This is a genomic window from Algoriphagus persicinus, assembly GCF_035156415.1.
Classification (GTDB): Bacteria; Bacteroidota; Bacteroidia; order Cytophagales; family Cyclobacteriaceae; genus Algoriphagus; species Algoriphagus persicinus.
This window is the reverse complement of the sequence record NZ_JAYEEY010000038.1, coordinates 14,021-30,340: the sequence shown is the minus strand read 5'-3', so window position 1 is coordinate 30,340 and position 16,320 is coordinate 14,021. Positions and strand designations below refer to the sequence as shown.

The window sequence follows — 16,320 nt, the reverse complement described above, 5'->3', positions numbered from 1 at the left end:
CTGACCGGATTCCTGCCATTTACAATACAGGGAATAATACGCTTCGTTGCTTATCTTTTTCATCCTGCAACATTATATATTTAGAACTCCTATATCAATATGGTTTTGTCGGACGCATACGTTGATTCGAAGATTCTGTTTGATTTTGGCCTTGGACTTATCTCCTATCTGTAGATCTCTTCCCAATAAAAATTCTTGAAACTGATTCGATTTTGATGTAAATTAGCACCAAATCAAAAAACATCATTATGGCAAGGCAGAGCATTTCATTTACAGAACCAAATGATAAATGGTTAAAAGAGCAAGTTGACAATCAGGAATATTCCAGCAAAAGTGAACTTGTTAATGACTTAATAAGACAAGTGAGAAATCAGCAAATCGAAATAGACTGGATTAAAGCCAAATTAGAAAAAGCAGAAAATAGTGGCTTTACCAATGATAGTAAGGAGCAAATTTTAGCTCAAGCCAAGTCTTTAATAAATGAGTAATTACAAGCTTAGTAATGTTGCTAAGGAAGATCTAATACGTATTCACAGCTACGGAGTCAAGCAATTTGGAATGACCCAAGCCGACAAATATTTTAATACTTTTTTCGAATATTTTGATCTCATAGCACAAAGCCCATATTCCTTCGAATCGGTGGATTTTATAAAGGAGGGGTATCGCCGATGTGTTTGTGGTTCTGACAGTATTTATTACAGGATAAGCAATACTATGGTTGAAATAATGGCAATCGTTGGAAGACAGAATTTGAAAGACATACTGTAAACATTCCGGACAAAATGATATTGCCAAAACAGGCCTTAACTAATAGGGCATAAATTGAATCCGAAGGCTTGAGAATACTTTATCCGAATTACCCCGCCAAAGGATTCAATTCCGTATCGATCACCTCACCGATCTTTGCTCCCGGACACCAGGTATTTCAATCATTGATCTGATTATCATTCTAGTTTGACGAAATCTTCCAGGCAGGAAAGCTTAGATTTTGGAAAGAAAAAAATATAGAAAAAATATACGCACCTAGTTGCGTATACACAGATAAGAGGTCACCGACCGTATCCAGGTTAACCTTCTACGTTGTACTTCATCCAAAAAGAAAATTTGGTTTGGCTGATACCTGATTAAATCCCAAATTAATCAGGCTATACTCTTACTTTTTATACTATTTTGTCAGGCTATAAATTGACATTATACTTTTTTAAGTCAGGTTTTAACCTTACATTTAATTAAATTTATCAGGCTATAACCTTACATCATGGACAATAAAAAACTCCAAATAGAACAACTAGAATCTAGAATCAAGCTGTTTTCCCCTACTCGCCAACTACCCAATCCACCAACAGGATGGGTCAAAGCAATAAGATTAGCCTTAGGAATGTCACTCCAGCAGTTGGCAAACAAATTAGGGATGACAAAACAGAGTGTTCAAGAGATTGAAACACGAGAGAAGGAAGGTGCAATAACACTTAAATCATTAAGAGAAACTGCTCGAGCATTAGACATGGAACTCGTATACGGATTTGTTCCAAAAGAAGGAACTTTAGAAAAGCATATTGAAAGTAAGGCTCGTTCCTTGGCCGAAAAAATAGTTTCTCGAACATCAAATACAATGAAACTTGAGGATCAGCAAAACACCAATGAACGAATCAAAAAAGCAATTGAAGAACGAACTCTGATAATCAAACAAGAACTACCTAAGACTTTATGGGACTAGACCTGGAATACATAAATGGACAAACCCCATTAGACGAAGATGAAAAGGAAGGTCTCTTAATCCCAACAATTGCTACACGTGAAGAATTAGATGAATTTGAGCAACAAAATATTGAAGAAGCCTTACAATGGATTCTAACCAGATCCTTTAAAACAGAAACAGTTTTAACCGAAAAATTCATCTGCAATCTTCATAGACGAATGTATGGAAGTGTATGGTCGTGGGCTGGGAAATTTAGAAAAACTGATAAGAACTTAGGGATTGATAAATGGCAAATACCTGTAGCTCTAAAAACGTTATGTGACGATTCGTTATTTTGGGTCAGGAACAAAACCTATTCTCCTGAAGAAATCGCAATACGCTTTAAACATAGAATAGTAAGCATACATTGTTTTTCAAATGGAAACGGTCGTCATAGTAGGTTAATAGCAGATATTATTATCAATAAGATATATGATTTACCAATGTTCAGCTGGGGAACAGGTGATTTAGTGTATCAAGGCGACACGAGAAGTACATACTTGAAAGCAGTAAAAGAAGCAGATAACGATATATTTCAGCCACTAATTGAATTTGCAAGATCCTAAGAAAGAAATAGCTAAAAGCACTTCAGCCTAACTTTAGGCTATCCCCCCGCAATAGGATTCAATTCCGTATCGATTACCTCCCCGATCTTAGCTCCCGGGCACCAGGTATTCCAATCGTGGATTTGGTTTTCATTCTCAGGATTTTTGAGTTTGGCGGTAGCATCCATATAGATCACCGTCATCACTTTTCGCATCTGATCGGTTTGATTGGCTCCGGCACGATGAAAAACCCAACCTGAGTGGAAGCTTACTTCTCCCAAATCAAATGCTTCGATCACATGCTCAAAGTTGTTGATGCGTAGATTATCCTTGATTTTCGACTCGGACTCATCCCCTATCTGTAGATCTCTACCAAAAACAATCTGCTGGCTTTTGGCAGAGAACTCCAAAGGCCCCATTTCCAGCGGCGTGGCTTGAAGTGGAATCCAAGCCGTGATCGTGTTATTGGAATCAATCGGCCAGTAATATTGATCTGCATGCCAAGGAGTAATTCCTCCACCCGCCTCTTTGAATAAGGCCTGATCATGATAAATCCTCACCTGTGCACAGCCCATCAAATCTGACGCGATTTGCGCCAACCGCTTGCTCATCACGAGCTTTTTAACCTCCTCACTTTCCGTCCACAAATTGAAAATCTGCAAGAATGCCTTGCTGTAAGTATCACGTTCCTCCATCGGTCTTTCCTGTGTGTTTTTTCGCTGGACTTCTGCCGAAATAACTTTATTAAAGTATGTCACCTCTTCAGGACTTAGCACTTGCTTCAGTTTGATGTAGTTATTTTCCTGATAAAAAGCTCTGGCTTCAGACGAGATTGGGTAGGGTTGATCTAGGTTATTCATGAATTGGGTTGTTTTTCTAAAATTTAGAACCTGATTATACTATATTTCTCACCTACTTAAACCCGCATTATGCATTAGCAAATCTACTACGGCTTTAAACTGCTTCAAAATCAGACGCTCTGCTTCACTTTTCGCTCTCACCGTAGCGGTGCTACGACTCGATCTCCAAAGTGACTGATTTTCTTGCAGTTTGAACCCTCGTTACGAATCCTAATGCACAGTCCGGGTTAAAAAAACATCTGCGGAAATCTATGTTTTATTCTGTGGCAACCTGCCTATGGCAGTCCGGTTTGCAAGAACCGATAAGAGACTTTCGGAAAAATAGGTTTTTCAAGCTATTTATTATTTTCGCATTTCGAGGATTTCATCAACTTTCTCTTTGCTGACTCCATATATTTTACCCTCAGAGGCATCCTCGACAAACCGATCTACAAACTGCTGACTTAGCTCTGAGCTGTCCTTGTACTTCTCTCTCAGCTTTTCCAACCGCACATGTAAGTCTGCCCTAATTTCAGCATACTCCGGATCGTTATAGACATTTTTTAACTCATTGGGATCTTTATTCCGGTCTATCAGTTCCCACTCATCTTCCACAAAATAATAGTGGATTAACTTATACTCCTTTGTTACGATGGCATAATGCCGATTGACCATATGCTCAGCCGGATATTCATAATAATGATAGTACACAGCATCCCTTGTCCATTGATCTTCATTGCCGGTAAGTAAAGGCACCATACTTTCCCCCTGCATATCAGCCGGGGCATCCACTCCTGCCGCATCAAGGAATGTCTGGGCAAAATCCAGGTTTTGAACCATCGCATCGGACTTGATTCCCGCCTTGGTTTTTCCTGGCCAAGCCATAAGAAGTGGCGTCTTAAATGATTCATCGTAAACAAAACGCTTATCAAACCATCCGTGCTCTCCCAGATAAAATCCCTGATCCGAAGTATAAACAATGATGGTATTTTCCAAAAGATCATTAGCCTCTAGGTAATCTAACAATCGGCCTACATTTTCATCGACAGACTTAATAGTCCCCAAGTAATCCTGCATATACCGTTGATATTTCCACTTCATTTTATCCTCTTCGGTCATGGAAGGGTAGAGTTTCTTTAACTCTTCATTGACTTTAGAATATAAATTGTCAAAATTTTCACGCTGCGAAGGGGTAAATCTCTTATACTCGTTCTCAAAACGGATTTTATCATGGCTGATTTCTTCTATGCCTAGTTCATCCATTACAGCCGGATAAACTTTATTATCACCAGCCCAACCCATATCGTACAAAATGTTCATTTCCGCTTCTGCCGCCGCATGGGTTCTACCAGAATAATCATCAAAAAGTGTAGCTGGCTCCGGAAAAGTTTTGCTGGTAAATTCCTCAAAATGTCTTTCTGCCATCAGCCATGCTCTATGCGGAGCTTTGTGCAGATACATTAGCATAAATGGTTCTTCCTTATCCCGTTCTTTTTCTAGCCAGTCCAAGGTCATGTCTGTTACTATATCAGTCACATAGCCTTCCACTTTGATATTCCCTTCTTTCTTGGTAATAAAATCTGGATTGTAATAGGAACCCTGCCCAGGCAAAATCTTGAATTGGTCAAAACCCTTTGGATTATTCCCAAAATGAAGCTTACCAAACATGGCGGTCTGATAGCCTGCATCCTGAAGGAGTTGGGGAAACGTCACGTTGGTTGTATCAAAAGGATAATGATTGTCGATTTTTCCATTGATATGAGAATGCTTACCTGTCAGGATAGTGGCACGCGATGGAGCACATATGGAATTCGTCACCGATGCATTAGTAAACAAAATCCCCATGTCTGCGATTCTGTCAATATTAGGTGTTTCAATCAGCCTGTTGTCATAAGCAGAAATAGCCTGATAGGCATGATCATCCGACATGATAAAAATAATGTTGGGGCGCTGAGTTTTTTCCTCATCAGCTTTTTGACAGCCAAAACACAGCAATACCAATAAAGCAGGTGTCAACAATCTTAGATTGGGTTTCATAGATATTGGGAAATAGTTCTTAAATCTGAAATAGATGTTATCTTAAAGCTAAAAGGAATTGTGGTTAATTAGATAAAACCTTCAAAACTGAAAGATTTTGAGGGTTGATTTTATTGTCAGTATTGGCAATTATTTCATTTCTCGGTTTTCGAAAATTTTATCGATCAGTTCAGTATTTTTGCCACCGGCGTAAGAATCATTTTCTTGTAAATAGTCCAAATACCTTTCGATGTATTCTTGACTGATCTGAGAATTGTCGCCATATTTTTCTCTCAATCCATCAAGCTGCTGATGTAAATCTGCTCTGATCTCGGCATAAGCTGGATCATCATAGACATTTGTCAATTCCATAGGATCCTTCTTTCTGTCGATCAATTCCCACTCATCGACATCGAAATAGTAATGAACCAATTTGTATTCCTTAGTGACAATCGCGTAGTGACGCTTGACCATATGAACAGACGGATATTCATAATAATGATAGTAAACAGCTTCGCGATTCCACTTATCTGTTTCGCCGGTTAGTAATGGCAATAAGCTTTCCCCTTGCATATCAGATGGAGCTTCGATTCCGGCAGCAGCTAGGAAAGTCTGAGCAAAATCAAGATTCTGAACCATCTCATCAGACTTAGTTCCAGCGTTCACTTTGCCTGGCCAAGCCATCAAAAGTGGAGTTTTAAAGGACTCATTGTAAACAAATCGCTTGTCAAACCAACCATGCTCACCCAGGTAGAACCCTTGATCAGAAGTATAGACGATAAGGGTATTCTCCATCAAATTATTTGCCTCCAAGTAATCCAGCACTCGGCCTACATTCTCATCCACAGCTTTGATTGTACCTAGATAATCCTGCATGTAGCGCTGATATCTCCACTTCATCTTTTCCTTCTCTGACATGGAAGGATAGGCTTTCTTGAAGTCATCATTTACTTTCATATACGCCTTATCCCAATTGGCACGCTGAGCTTCATTCATTCTGCCAACCTCTCTCTCAAATGCACCTTTGTCCCAGCTAGAAGTTCCTGCGATTCCTAATTCATCCATTACTTCTGGGTAAACTTTAGAATCTCCAGCCCAATGCATATCTGTCAGCAAATTCATTTCAGCTTCGTGAGCAGCTCTTCCTCTTCCAGAATAGTCATCGAAAAGTGTAGCTGGCTCTTTGAAAGTTCTGTTTGTAAATTCCTGAATATGCCGCTCCGCAGGCAGCCACTCCCTGTGTGGAGCTTTATGCAAATACATCAGCATAAATGGTTGATCTGCCTTTCGTTCATTCTGAAGCCAGTCCAAGGTCATATCTGTAATGATATCCGTCACATAGCCTTCCACTTTGATGTTGCCTTCATTTTTTGTGATGAAATCAGGATTGTAATAAGCACCTTGACCTGGCAGAATCTTGAATTGATTAAAGCCTTTTGGACTATTGCCAAAGTGTAGCTTGCCAAACATGGCCGTTTGATATCCTGCATCCTGAAGAATCTGAGGAAAAGTCACATTCGTAGTATCAAATGGGAAATGGTTATCGACTTTACCGTTGATGTGGGAGTGCTTGCCCGTCAAAATTGTCGCTCTGGAAGGTGCACAGATCGAATTGGTCACAGAAGTATTGGTAAAGAGCATCCCCATTTTTGCAATCCGGTCGATGTTCGGAGTCTCAATCAAGGTATTGTCATAAGCAGAAATTGCTTGATAGGCGTGATCATCGGACATGATAAAAATGATATTGGGGCGCTGAGTTTTTTCCTCTACAGCTTTTTGACAGCCGAAACTCAGCATCATAAGAAACAGCGGACAAAGCAATTTTAGGGTTATTTTCATGAAGATTGGGCGAAAATTGAAAATTGATTAGAAGTAGGCAATGCCTTAAATCTAAAAATATTTAGGGTAAATAGGGAAAAAACATCAAACACCCCTAGCTGAACTTCATGGCTTCGGCATAGACTATTAGCCTTCTTGGCTTTGCACCCTTTCAAATGTGAATATCCGCTTTGGTTTCTACAGGCATTTTTAGGCACCAGTAAAAAAGTGAAATAAATTGAGGCAAAAGCTGATTAGTGTAAAGCAAAAAGCTCCAAGCTTGATACTAAAAAGTGCAGCCTTGAGTCAAATAGAACCAAACGAGATGCAGAAAGCCTCAAGGGTGATACAAAAAGGCTAACCATTGAGTCTCACATGTTCAACCGATATTCAAAAAGCCTCAAGGGTGATACAAAAAGGTGAAATGTTGAAGCAAAAAGCATCAAGCGGGCAGCAAAAAGGCTCAAAGGATTAGCAAAAAGCCTCACAGGATCAGCAATTAGGTGCAACGTTGAGGCTCAGAGGTTCAAGCGAGTAGCAAAATGGTGCAACGGAGGAGCTCAAAGATTCAAGCGAGGAGCAAAAAGGCCCAACGGAGGACCTCCGAAGTGGGGTGGGGTACTTCGGAAGTACCCCCCTCCACCTATGAAGTACCCCTTTATTCATAAAATGCCGTAGGCATGACCAATCATCTAGCCTGCCAATTTATTGGCTGGATAAAAGGAATGAATTAATTGTGAAAATGCCGTAGGCATGGACGATATGTATTTGGTAATCCAGAACTAGTTCGACACCCTTCGGGGTCGTTGGGAATCATTTGTATGTTCCGTTGTCCACGGGTTGCACCCGTGGCTATTCAGAGGTTTGACCACTTCGTGGTCGGAAAATGAAAACAATGAATGCGAGAGATTACGATCCTGAAGCGAAAGGATGAGCGCAGCGATTTCGGGTGGAGAATTTATGATCCTGAAGTGCCTGGCCGTGGCGGAGATCGAACCTCTCAATAACTTGTCCGCCGTGGCGGAGCCCTAGGTGAAACCTAGGGAAAAATGATATAAGGAGAAATAAAGTAAGGATATATATACGACACTACTAATTAAAAAAGGGCTCTAAAATTAGAGCCCTTTTATTTATCCAAATCTTACCTTTTAACTATTAATATCCAGGGTTCTGTGGAGTAAGGTTTGGATTATTTTGCATCTCTGGAAGAGGATAAGGCATTAAGTAATGCTTTTCCTGAAGCGTCTGATTGGAGCTAGGATTAATATGTCCTGCAAACTGATCAAATCCATTAGTGGCCTCATTATAAACTTTGCGCAAGCGCAGCATATCAAACCAAGTAATCTGCTCAAAACTGAGCTCATGCCATCTCTCTCTCAATACAGCATCTCTAAATGTATCTGAAGTGAATCCCCCCAAAGAAGGCGTAGTGAGACCAGCTCTGTCTCGAATTCTTGTCAGACTTTCTACTGCCAATGCATTTGGCCCACCAGCTTCATTTTGTGCTTCAGCATAGATCAATAATACTTCTGCAAATCTGATCAAAGGAACATTTAAGTTATTGGCTCTAGTGCCAGGTTGATCTTTAGTTCCTAAGGCAATTTGGTTGAAATGCTTGAATATATAGGGAGCACCAAGATCAAATTCTGCCCCACTACCATTTTCATAGTAAGTGGTATAGAAATATCCCACCTGATTTACTGCCCTAAGATCTCCAGGCTCATAAGAATTGTAGAATTCTTCAGTCGGCACAGTACTTCCCGTGCCTGATGGCCCTGCAAAAGTTACAGGCTTGAAGTTCGGAAACATGTTATTCATTGGGTTCCCAGAAACGATCACATTGTATTGAAGCATGAATATATGTTCCAGTTTGTTGTCGTTATTCTCGTTATGAATAGCCTTATAGGTAGGAAATAAATTAATCGAAAGTGGGTTACTATTTGCATAGTCAATCACTTCTTTTGCTTTATCAGCTGCCATTTGATAGTGAGAAGCACCTTTGCTCAGTGGGAATCCTGCCATTGTCAGATACACTTTGGCAAGCATTGATTTGGTGGCCGCCAAGGAAGCTCTGCCACTATTGTCCATCCAAGGCAACCCAGCAGCTTCAGCAGCTTTCAAATCCTCTAAAATCAATGCATAAACTTCTTCCTGCGTAGCTGGTGCAGGCTTAAAGTTTTCCGAACTGGCAGTCTGAGGCAAAGTAACCAATGGTACATCACCCCAAAGTCTCACTGCATAGAAATAGGCCCAAGCCCGTAGAAATCTGGCTTCTCCGAGTACTTTGGTCTTCTGCGCCTCATCCATAGGTGTAATAGCAGGTACCTTATCCAATACAAGATTGGCTTGGGCAATCACCCTATATAGGCCATTCCACCAGTTGATCACATGTTGGGTTCTTCCATCATAGATGAGTCCATACAAGTTATTTAAATCGGAATTTTGTGCTGTCTCGGTCGTGGACGTTCCGGTAGGAGCTTCCAATAATTGCCAAGTAGAAGAAAATATGCCGCCACCTCCACCAATAAATCGCGTATCTGCATAGACCGCAGCAAGTGCTGCTTCTGCGTGGTCAGGAATAGTATAGAAACTTTCAGGAGTCAAATTAGAAGGGTCTTCTTCCTCCAAGAAACTTGAACAGCCTACAAATCCTGCCACCAATGCTCCAAATAGGAACAATCTGCCCGCTTTGTTATATATGTTATCTTTCATTTGTTTTGTCGCTTTTAAGTAAAAAAAGGATTAAAGAGTTACCTGTAAACCGAACATGAAAATCGTTGGTCTTGGATAACTATGCCAGTTCATACCCTGAGAGAAAACGTTACTACCGTTTCCACCGCGAATAGGTGTAGTCTCTGGATCTCCGTTGATATCTTTTCCTGTCAAAAGGAAGAAATTCTGTGCGGAAGCATAAGCTCTCAATCTGCTCAACTTGATAGCACTAGTCACGTGGGAAGGGAAATTATAGCCCAACAGTAGATTTCTACCACGTAAGAATGAACCGTCTTTTACCCAGTGGGAATCCACGTTTGTCACATACCCGGAACGTGTATCACGGATCTCCGCAATCATGGTATTCTGGTTTTGTGGAGTCCAGGCATTCAATACTGAAGTGTAGCTATTCGCCAGTGCCTGACGATCTTCACTCGGGTGAAGAGTCATATCCAACACGTCATTGCCCACACTGTACTGAAGCTCTACAGTAAGGTCAAAATTGTATAGTCTGAAACTATTGGAAAAAGCTCCCCAGAAATCCGGGCTACCATTGCCTATGATCATTCTATCCGAATCGTTGATTGCTTTGTCACCGTTCACATCCAAATACTTGATATCTCCCGGCAGTATAGTAAGTCCATTTCTATAACTCACAAATTCAGCAGCTTCAGCCCGCTCAGCTTCACTCCAAGTCCCCAATCGTACAAGTCCCCAGAAAGAACCCACTGGCTCACCAACTCTGATTATATTGGTCTGATTGGTAAAATTAGGCCCACCAACTCCAAAAATATCGGCTGGGGTAGCTAGAGACAATACCTTATTCCTGTTTAGCGATAGATTAAAAGAAGTATTCCAGCTGAAATTCTCTCTGTCTACATTTACCGAATTAAGGGTGAATTCTATTCCCTTATTTTCCATAGAACCTACGTTGCTTCGAATTGTCGCGTATCCACTTGTTCTTGGTACAGGCGAATCCAATAGCATGTCGGTAGTTTTTCGATAATACAGATCAACTTCCACATTCAATCGATTCTTGAACATACCCAACTCAACTCCAAAATCTGTCTGAGCTGTTTTCTCCCATCTCAAATCCGGGTTTGCCAACCTATTGATTCCAGTTCCACCCACTTGACTTTCGTTGTAAATCGCTGAATAATTGGAACTCAACAGGGAAAGTGAAGAGTATGGAGGAATCTCAGAGTTACCTGTCAATCCATAACTAGTTCTCACTTTCAGATTTGAGATAGTTTGGTTTCCTTTTAGGAATCCTTCTTCAGACACTCTCCATGCCAAGGCAGCAGAAGGGAAAAAGGCATATTTATTATTGTCTCCGAATTTGGATGAACCATCAGCACGACCAGTAGCAGTGAACAAATATTTAGCATCCAGAATGTAATTAATTCTGGCAAAGTATGAATTCAACGCCTCACGGGATGCTCCTGACCCTACCCTAGGTAGCTGGCTGCCTGCCCCGAGGTTATTGTATAAGAAGTAGTCAGTCGAGAAGTTTTGGATACTGGCACTCATAGCCGTATAGTTGGATTCCTGCCATGAAATACCAAGAAGTCCCGTTACAGCATGTCTTTCGGCAAAGATTTTATTATAAGTCAAGTAGTTCTCAAGAGACCAAAAGGTGTCCTTTCTCATACTTTTAGAAGCCGTCCCACTTTGCCCTATAGCTAAAGTTCTTGTCTCAGATCTATTATTCTCCTGAGTAAGAATATTGACTCCCAAGGCGGTTCTCATTTCCAAAGCATCAGAAAATTTGATGTTCGAGTACAAACTCCCCAAAGTAGTTTGAGTATTGAGGATGTACTTTCTCCCGTATAATCGGTGCATTGAGCTCATGGTGCCTTCAGCAAATGGATAGTCTCTGTTATTCGCGAAGGTTCCATCTTCATACTTCACAGGTAAAAATGGGAAATCTTCTACCATTTGTCTAGCCACAGCATCACTCACATCCACCAGATTCTCAGTTTGATTATTATAGTTGAGACTACCTCCAACTGTCAGCCAAGATTTCACCTTATCCTCTATATTAAATCGAGTAGAATATCTCTTCTGATAGGAGGTTTTCACGAGACCCTGATCATCCCTATAGCCTAAAGAAAGTGAATATGAAGTACGTTCATTCCCACCTGTAAAACCTAATTGATGGTTTTGGGAAAGCTTGTTTTGGGTTGTTTCTTCAAGCCAATCTGTATCGTAAAGCGGATTGCCCTGACTATCAAAAACCCGTGGGTCAGTTCTTCTGAGCGCAGGGTTGAGATAGGCCCATTTGCCATCATTCCAGCCTTGTGGATCATACTTCTCCATATTTGCCCATGCAAGATCTTCTACAGCAAGATATTGCTTGGCATTCAAAACTTCAGGTCTATTTGGACCGATAATCGGTACACTCAAATCCACATTATACGTCACACTACCTTCGCCTGACTTGCCTTTCTTGGTAGTGATTAGGATAACTCCATTGGCTCCTCTAGAACCGTAGATAGCAGTGGAGGAAGCATCCTTCAACACTTCTACTGACACAATATCATTAGGGTTGATATAGTCAATTGCACTACTTTGTTGATCTAAAGTCCCCATAGGCATCTGTACACCATCTATCACATAAAGTGGATTATTAGAGGAATTGATGGAGCTGAAGCCCCTGATTCTCACGGTAGTTCTTCCTCCTGGTCGTCCGGAGTTAGTGTTGACTTGTACACCAGAAACCCTTCCCGCTAAAGCTTGATTTAATGAAGAAGCTGGACGCTCTCTCAGGGCTTCAGCATCTACTGAACCCACAGAACCAGTTAAATCGCTTCTTTTAGTCGTGCCATAGCCAATTACAACTACTTCATCCAATGACGTAGCATCAGGCTGAAGAGTCACGTTTATAACAGTTTGAGTTCCCACCGTTACTCGTTGAGGCTCATATCCAATGTAGGAGAAGATCAACACGGCATCATCTGATACGGTAATCGTGTATTCACCATCTATATCGGTAATAGTGCCTGAGGTAGTACCTGCTACAGACACTGTAGCTCCCGGAAGCGGTAATCCGGTCTCATCCAGAACTTTTCCCGTGACGGTTACTGCCTCCTGAATAAATTTCAACAGTGGAGCTTCGCCAGCACTTGCTAGAATAAAAGGGCTAAACATAAGCTGTATCAAAAATCCATATAGGATCTTTTTAGACATCCACAAGAGTCGTCTATGTAAATTTGTTTTCATGTCTTGAGAGGTTTATTTTTAAAACTAACTAAAATATATGCTGTAATTATATGCTATAATACAGGCGTGCGGGTAGTGTGCAGCGAGGAATTCCCTGAAATATCAACTGCTCCTTACAAAGGTCTGCTTAAAAATATCATTGGCAATGTGGTCTAAATCAACAATCAATTAAAAATGCGTTACTATTTTGGACAACTTATCTAATAAAGCTGTGACATTTTATTAATATCCGTTAAAAACAAGATTCAAAATAATCAAAAAACAAAGGTTTCATCACTTAAAACCAGGTAGTTACCCAAATAATATTTATCTTAATGTATGTGAGAAATGACTATAACAACATTAGATAAAATAGCTATACACCAGTGAAAATGTCTTTTAATCTATAACCAAAATCCCTTTATGAACCAATCTATCCTTGCTATTTATTCACTTTACAATTTACCTAGGATTAAATATCAGTTTTCAATTGTTGCTCACTAGTGTAAAACAGAATTATTCAAGGAATAATTGAATAATACTTCTTTCTGATATCAAATAAATCGTTTCGATTGAAACTAGTTCGCCTGGTTGACTCTTAATATTTATACGAAATTAGAAATTTTATTGAACTTTAATGTGCCATTCAACAAAAAAATTACAGAACTCACCCCCATAAAATTCAACGCCCTTACCGCTCGTTATTTCTTGGTTTGGTTTTTCATCCTAGAGCCAAAGACCGTATCGCATCTAAATCGACTTCAGAAAACCGCTTATCTCTCTGACACCCTGTCCTATGAGAAGAAAATCTCTATATTTCAACTAGGGCTATATAGTTAAAGAAGACCGAACGTCCGATTCAAACCTATACATGTACGGTATTGATACACGAATCCATGACTAAAACTGCCCTATCTACTCTACCAGAAGATTTCCAAGTATGGAACAGGTATTGAGATTACAGCCAAAAAACACTGATTATGATATCTTTTCTCCTCTGGTGCATTCTATTTGTCCTTTGCTGGCCTTTGGCAATTATTGGACTATTACTTTACCCCATCATCTGGTTGATTTTACTCCCTTTTAGACTTCTCGGGTTCGCTATAGATCTTTCATTCGACTTTGTCCGAAATCTATTTATGCTTCCTTTCACCATTGCTGGAAGAAGGTAGGATTTTGCTATCCACTATTTCTGATGATACATTTTCACCAAGTTCATAATCTTATGAAAAAGGGCTGAATTCTCATAGACTCCTCTGAAGTCACCTGAATGCGCTCCATACGCAAAAATCGGTACCATTATCCCCGTATGGTCCTCGCTATGATAAGCCAGTTCAACAGTGGAAGAAGCCACATCTCCCTGAGGAATGGACACACCACCAGTCTCATGATCTGCTGTGATTAGTAGCAAGGTGTTGGGATTAGCATCCACGTATTGAATCACCTTTCCTATGACTTCGTCAAAATCCAACATCTCAGATACAATCATGGAGGTACTATTGGAATGACCCCCTGAATCAATGTTCGAAGCCTCCACCATCAAGAAGAAAGGTCTACTTTTTTGGTCAAAAAATTCGAGAGAAAAAGCTGTACTCTTCAGTAAGTAATCCCCTCTCCCATCGAGTTTTTTAGATAAAGACCCTTTTGCGGAAAAATAACCTACACGATCGGCATCCACTTGCTCTAAACTTTCAATCAATTTAAAGCCAGCACTTTTCAGATTTTCTTTTTGAGAATCAAAACTATTTCCACCACCTCCGATGAATAAATCCAACTTACTTTTAGCTAAGAAAGCAGCTATCTCATCCGAATCATCACGCTCTGCATGATGGGCATAGAATGCTGCAGGGGTAGCTCCAGTCAGTTGATCTGTGGTAATAATTCCACTTGCAAATCCATATTCATAAAGGATATCAGGGAGATTGGGTAATGAACCTCCATTTGAATCTACGCCCAAGGCACGATTATTCGTTTTCTCACCAGTGGCAAATGCCGTCGCTCCCGCAGCTGAGTCAGTGGTAAAATCATCCGCAGCCTGAGTTTTGACCAAGCCGATATTCTTTACCTGTGTGAGGTTGAGCTGATTGTTATTTGACACTAAAGCTGATGATATCTGAGCCAAGCCGTTTCCATCCCCGATCATCAAAATCACATTTTTCACCGGAACTTCCGCCCCATCCGCCTCGAACTTTGGCTGGTAAACTTCATGTTTTGACGTATTCTGATAGACATTTTCTCCTAATTTACTTAGGTATTCTGCCGCATCTATTGGATGATCGGTATTGATATAATCCTCCCCCATTTCGTGAAATGCTTTCCAAGCAGACTTGCTGTCAGGAGAACCCCAGAAGCGAACGGGTTTATCGAAGCTATGAACCAAATCAATGAAGTCCTGAACGTTCTGGCGCTCATCTTCCACCATTCTACCTTTTCCATTCCAGACAGAAAACTGTCGGAAACTCAGACTTACCATTCCTATTTTGCTCCATGGTAGATCCTTAGTCAATTCCTTGCTTTGGTAATCGAAAAGCATCCATTCAGGATAATTCTTATAATCCCCAGGCTTTGGTCTATTTCCTGAAATAATCAATGTCAAACCACCCGGATTATCAGTGCTAAAAAGAACATCTTTATAGTCCGTCATGCTTTCTTCCAAAACTTCCAGTGTGGAATAGGCCTCTGTCTTCAGATCTACGAGCAGATGAAAATTGATCGAAGAAATCAGTCCATTTTTTAACCCCTCGGAAATTGGATCCAAATAAAGACTTTCAATGGTTCGCTTTGGATCAATGCTGGCAGCTTCATGAGCCGCCATTAATTTACCGTCTTTCAAAATCACATCTACCTCGATCGAGGAGGCTCCAGCTGAAAATGCGGTCCAAAAAGGGACTGTTTGCAAGTAATCGTTGTGCGAGTGGATTTGAAATTGCTTTGCCTCTTGTCCAAAAATCTGGAAAGAAATAAAAATTAGCAGGAAAAACGGACTGTAAAATAGTTTGTTCATTTTCAAAAATAACCCTTTCTAATTTTCTATCTTCTGGAAAATCCTCAAAATTGAAAGGCTTAACAAATTGATAAACTTTCCCTTTCGGATGGTTCTTAACTTTGTCTGGTATATTTTGAATGTACTAATCCTTAAATCCTGTAACACTTCATGCAAAATCCAATTCGACTCCTTTTGATTTTCCTTTTCTTGATGCATAGCCGATCTTATGCTCAAGAAACAGTTGTTTTTAAAGGTGGAACAGAAGGTCATAAAATTTACAGAATTCCGGCGATCGTCAAACTCCCCAACAATGATCTTCTGGCTTTTGCTGAGGGTAGAGTCAATGGAAGCGATGATTTTGGTGATGTGAACCTGGTTCTGAAAAGAAGTAGCGATCATGGACAAACATGGTCTTCTCTAGAAATGCTTGTTGATTATGATTCTTTGCAAGCTGGCAACCCTGCT

Annotated in this window: 10 protein-coding genes; 4 read left to right on the top strand and 6 right to left on the bottom strand. The window is 40.4% G+C overall.

Annotation, left to right across the window (positions count from 1 at the left end; all coding sequences use genetic code 11):
* The first annotated feature begins 248 nt into the window (after positions 1-248).
* The 4 genes from U3A58_RS20145 to U3A58_RS20130 all read left to right on the top strand — a co-directional run bounded on the left by U3A58_RS20145 (position 249) and on the right by U3A58_RS20130 (position 2,304).
* Positions 249-488 (top strand): ribbon-helix-helix domain-containing protein, encoded by a 240-nt coding sequence (locus U3A58_RS20145; RefSeq protein ID WP_323826203.1) that lies wholly within the window; start codon positions 249-251, stop codon positions 486-488.
* Positions 481-768 carry a type II toxin-antitoxin system RelE/ParE family toxin gene (locus U3A58_RS20140; RefSeq protein WP_323826202.1) on the top strand — a complete coding sequence of 96 codons (288 nt, stop codon included), beginning with the start codon at positions 481-483 and terminating at the stop codon, positions 766-768. The genes U3A58_RS20145 and U3A58_RS20140 overlap by 8 nt, the downstream gene beginning before the upstream one ends.
* Positions 769-1,258: 490 nt before the next feature.
* Positions 1,259-1,717, top strand: a complete 459-nt coding sequence (locus tag U3A58_RS20135; RefSeq protein WP_323826201.1) for a mobile mystery protein A — start codon at positions 1,259-1,261, stop codon at positions 1,715-1,717.
* Entirely contained in the window at positions 1,708-2,304 is a 597-nt protein-coding gene (locus U3A58_RS20130) for a mobile mystery protein B (RefSeq protein ID WP_323826200.1), read from the top strand. The genes U3A58_RS20135 and U3A58_RS20130 overlap by 10 nt, the downstream gene beginning before the upstream one ends.
* A gap of 38 nt (positions 2,305-2,342) precedes the next feature.
* Here U3A58_RS20130 and U3A58_RS20125 read toward each other — a convergent pair whose 3' ends face one another.
* From U3A58_RS20125 to U3A58_RS20100, 6 genes are all read right to left on the bottom strand, one after another.
* Positions 2,343-3,143 (bottom strand): phytanoyl-CoA dioxygenase family protein, encoded by an 801-nt coding sequence (locus U3A58_RS20125; protein ID WP_323826199.1) that lies wholly within the window; start codon positions 3,141-3,143, stop codon positions 2,343-2,345.
* Between the two features lie 342 nt (positions 3,144-3,485).
* Positions 3,486-5,159: a sulfatase family protein gene (locus tag U3A58_RS20120; RefSeq protein ID WP_323826198.1), complete on the bottom strand. Its 1,674-nt coding sequence runs from the start codon at positions 5,157-5,159 to the stop codon at positions 3,486-3,488.
* A gap of 129 nt (positions 5,160-5,288) precedes the next feature.
* The gene (locus U3A58_RS20115) at positions 5,289-6,977 is read right to left on the bottom strand and encodes a sulfatase family protein (protein WP_323826197.1); all 1,689 of its coding nucleotides are present in this window, start codon (positions 6,975-6,977) and stop codon (positions 5,289-5,291) included.
* 1,134 nt (positions 6,978-8,111) lie between these two features.
* Positions 8,112-9,668: a RagB/SusD family nutrient uptake outer membrane protein gene (locus tag U3A58_RS20110; protein ID WP_323826196.1), complete on the bottom strand. Its 1,557-nt coding sequence runs from the start codon at positions 9,666-9,668 to the stop codon at positions 8,112-8,114.
* A 30-nt stretch (positions 9,669-9,698) separates the two neighbouring features.
* Complete coding sequence (locus tag U3A58_RS20105) at positions 9,699-12,890, bottom strand: SusC/RagA family TonB-linked outer membrane protein (protein WP_323826195.1); 3,192 nt, start codon at positions 12,888-12,890, stop codon at positions 9,699-9,701.
* A 1,165-nt stretch (positions 12,891-14,055) separates the two neighbouring features.
* Complete coding sequence (locus U3A58_RS20100) at positions 14,056-15,873, bottom strand: alkaline phosphatase (RefSeq protein WP_323826194.1); 1,818 nt, start codon at positions 15,871-15,873, stop codon at positions 14,056-14,058.
* Positions 15,874-16,320: the final 447 nt, after the last annotated feature.

Excerpts from the sequence above, each read along its gene's own strand:
- U3A58_RS20145 (WP_323826203.1), top strand. The coding sequence starts at position 249 with ATGGCAAGGCAGAGCATTTCATTTACAGAACCAAATGATAAATGGTTA.
- U3A58_RS20140 (WP_323826202.1), top strand. The coding sequence starts at position 481 with ATGAGTAATTACAAGCTTAGTAATGTTGCTAAGGAAGATCTAATACGT.
- U3A58_RS20135 (WP_323826201.1), top strand. The coding sequence starts at position 1,259 with ATGGACAATAAAAAACTCCAAATAGAACAACTAGAATCTAGAATCAAG.
- U3A58_RS20130 (WP_323826200.1), top strand. The coding sequence starts at position 1,708 with ATGGGACTAGACCTGGAATACATAAATGGACAAACCCCATTAGACGAA.
- U3A58_RS20125 (WP_323826199.1), bottom strand. The coding sequence starts at position 3,143 with ATGAATAACCTAGATCAACCCTACCCAATCTCGTCTGAAGCCAGAGCT.
- U3A58_RS20120 (WP_323826198.1), bottom strand. The coding sequence starts at position 5,159 with ATGAAACCCAATCTAAGATTGTTGACACCTGCTTTATTGGTATTGCTG.
- U3A58_RS20115 (WP_323826197.1), bottom strand. The coding sequence starts at position 6,977 with ATGAAAATAACCCTAAAATTGCTTTGTCCGCTGTTTCTTATGATGCTG.
- U3A58_RS20110 (WP_323826196.1), bottom strand. The coding sequence starts at position 9,668 with ATGAAAGATAACATATATAACAAAGCGGGCAGATTGTTCCTATTTGGA.
- U3A58_RS20105 (WP_323826195.1), bottom strand. The coding sequence starts at position 12,890 with ATGAAAACAAATTTACATAGACGACTCTTGTGGATGTCTAAAAAGATC.
- U3A58_RS20100 (WP_323826194.1), bottom strand. The coding sequence starts at position 15,873 with ATGAACAAACTATTTTACAGTCCGTTTTTCCTGCTAATTTTTATTTCT.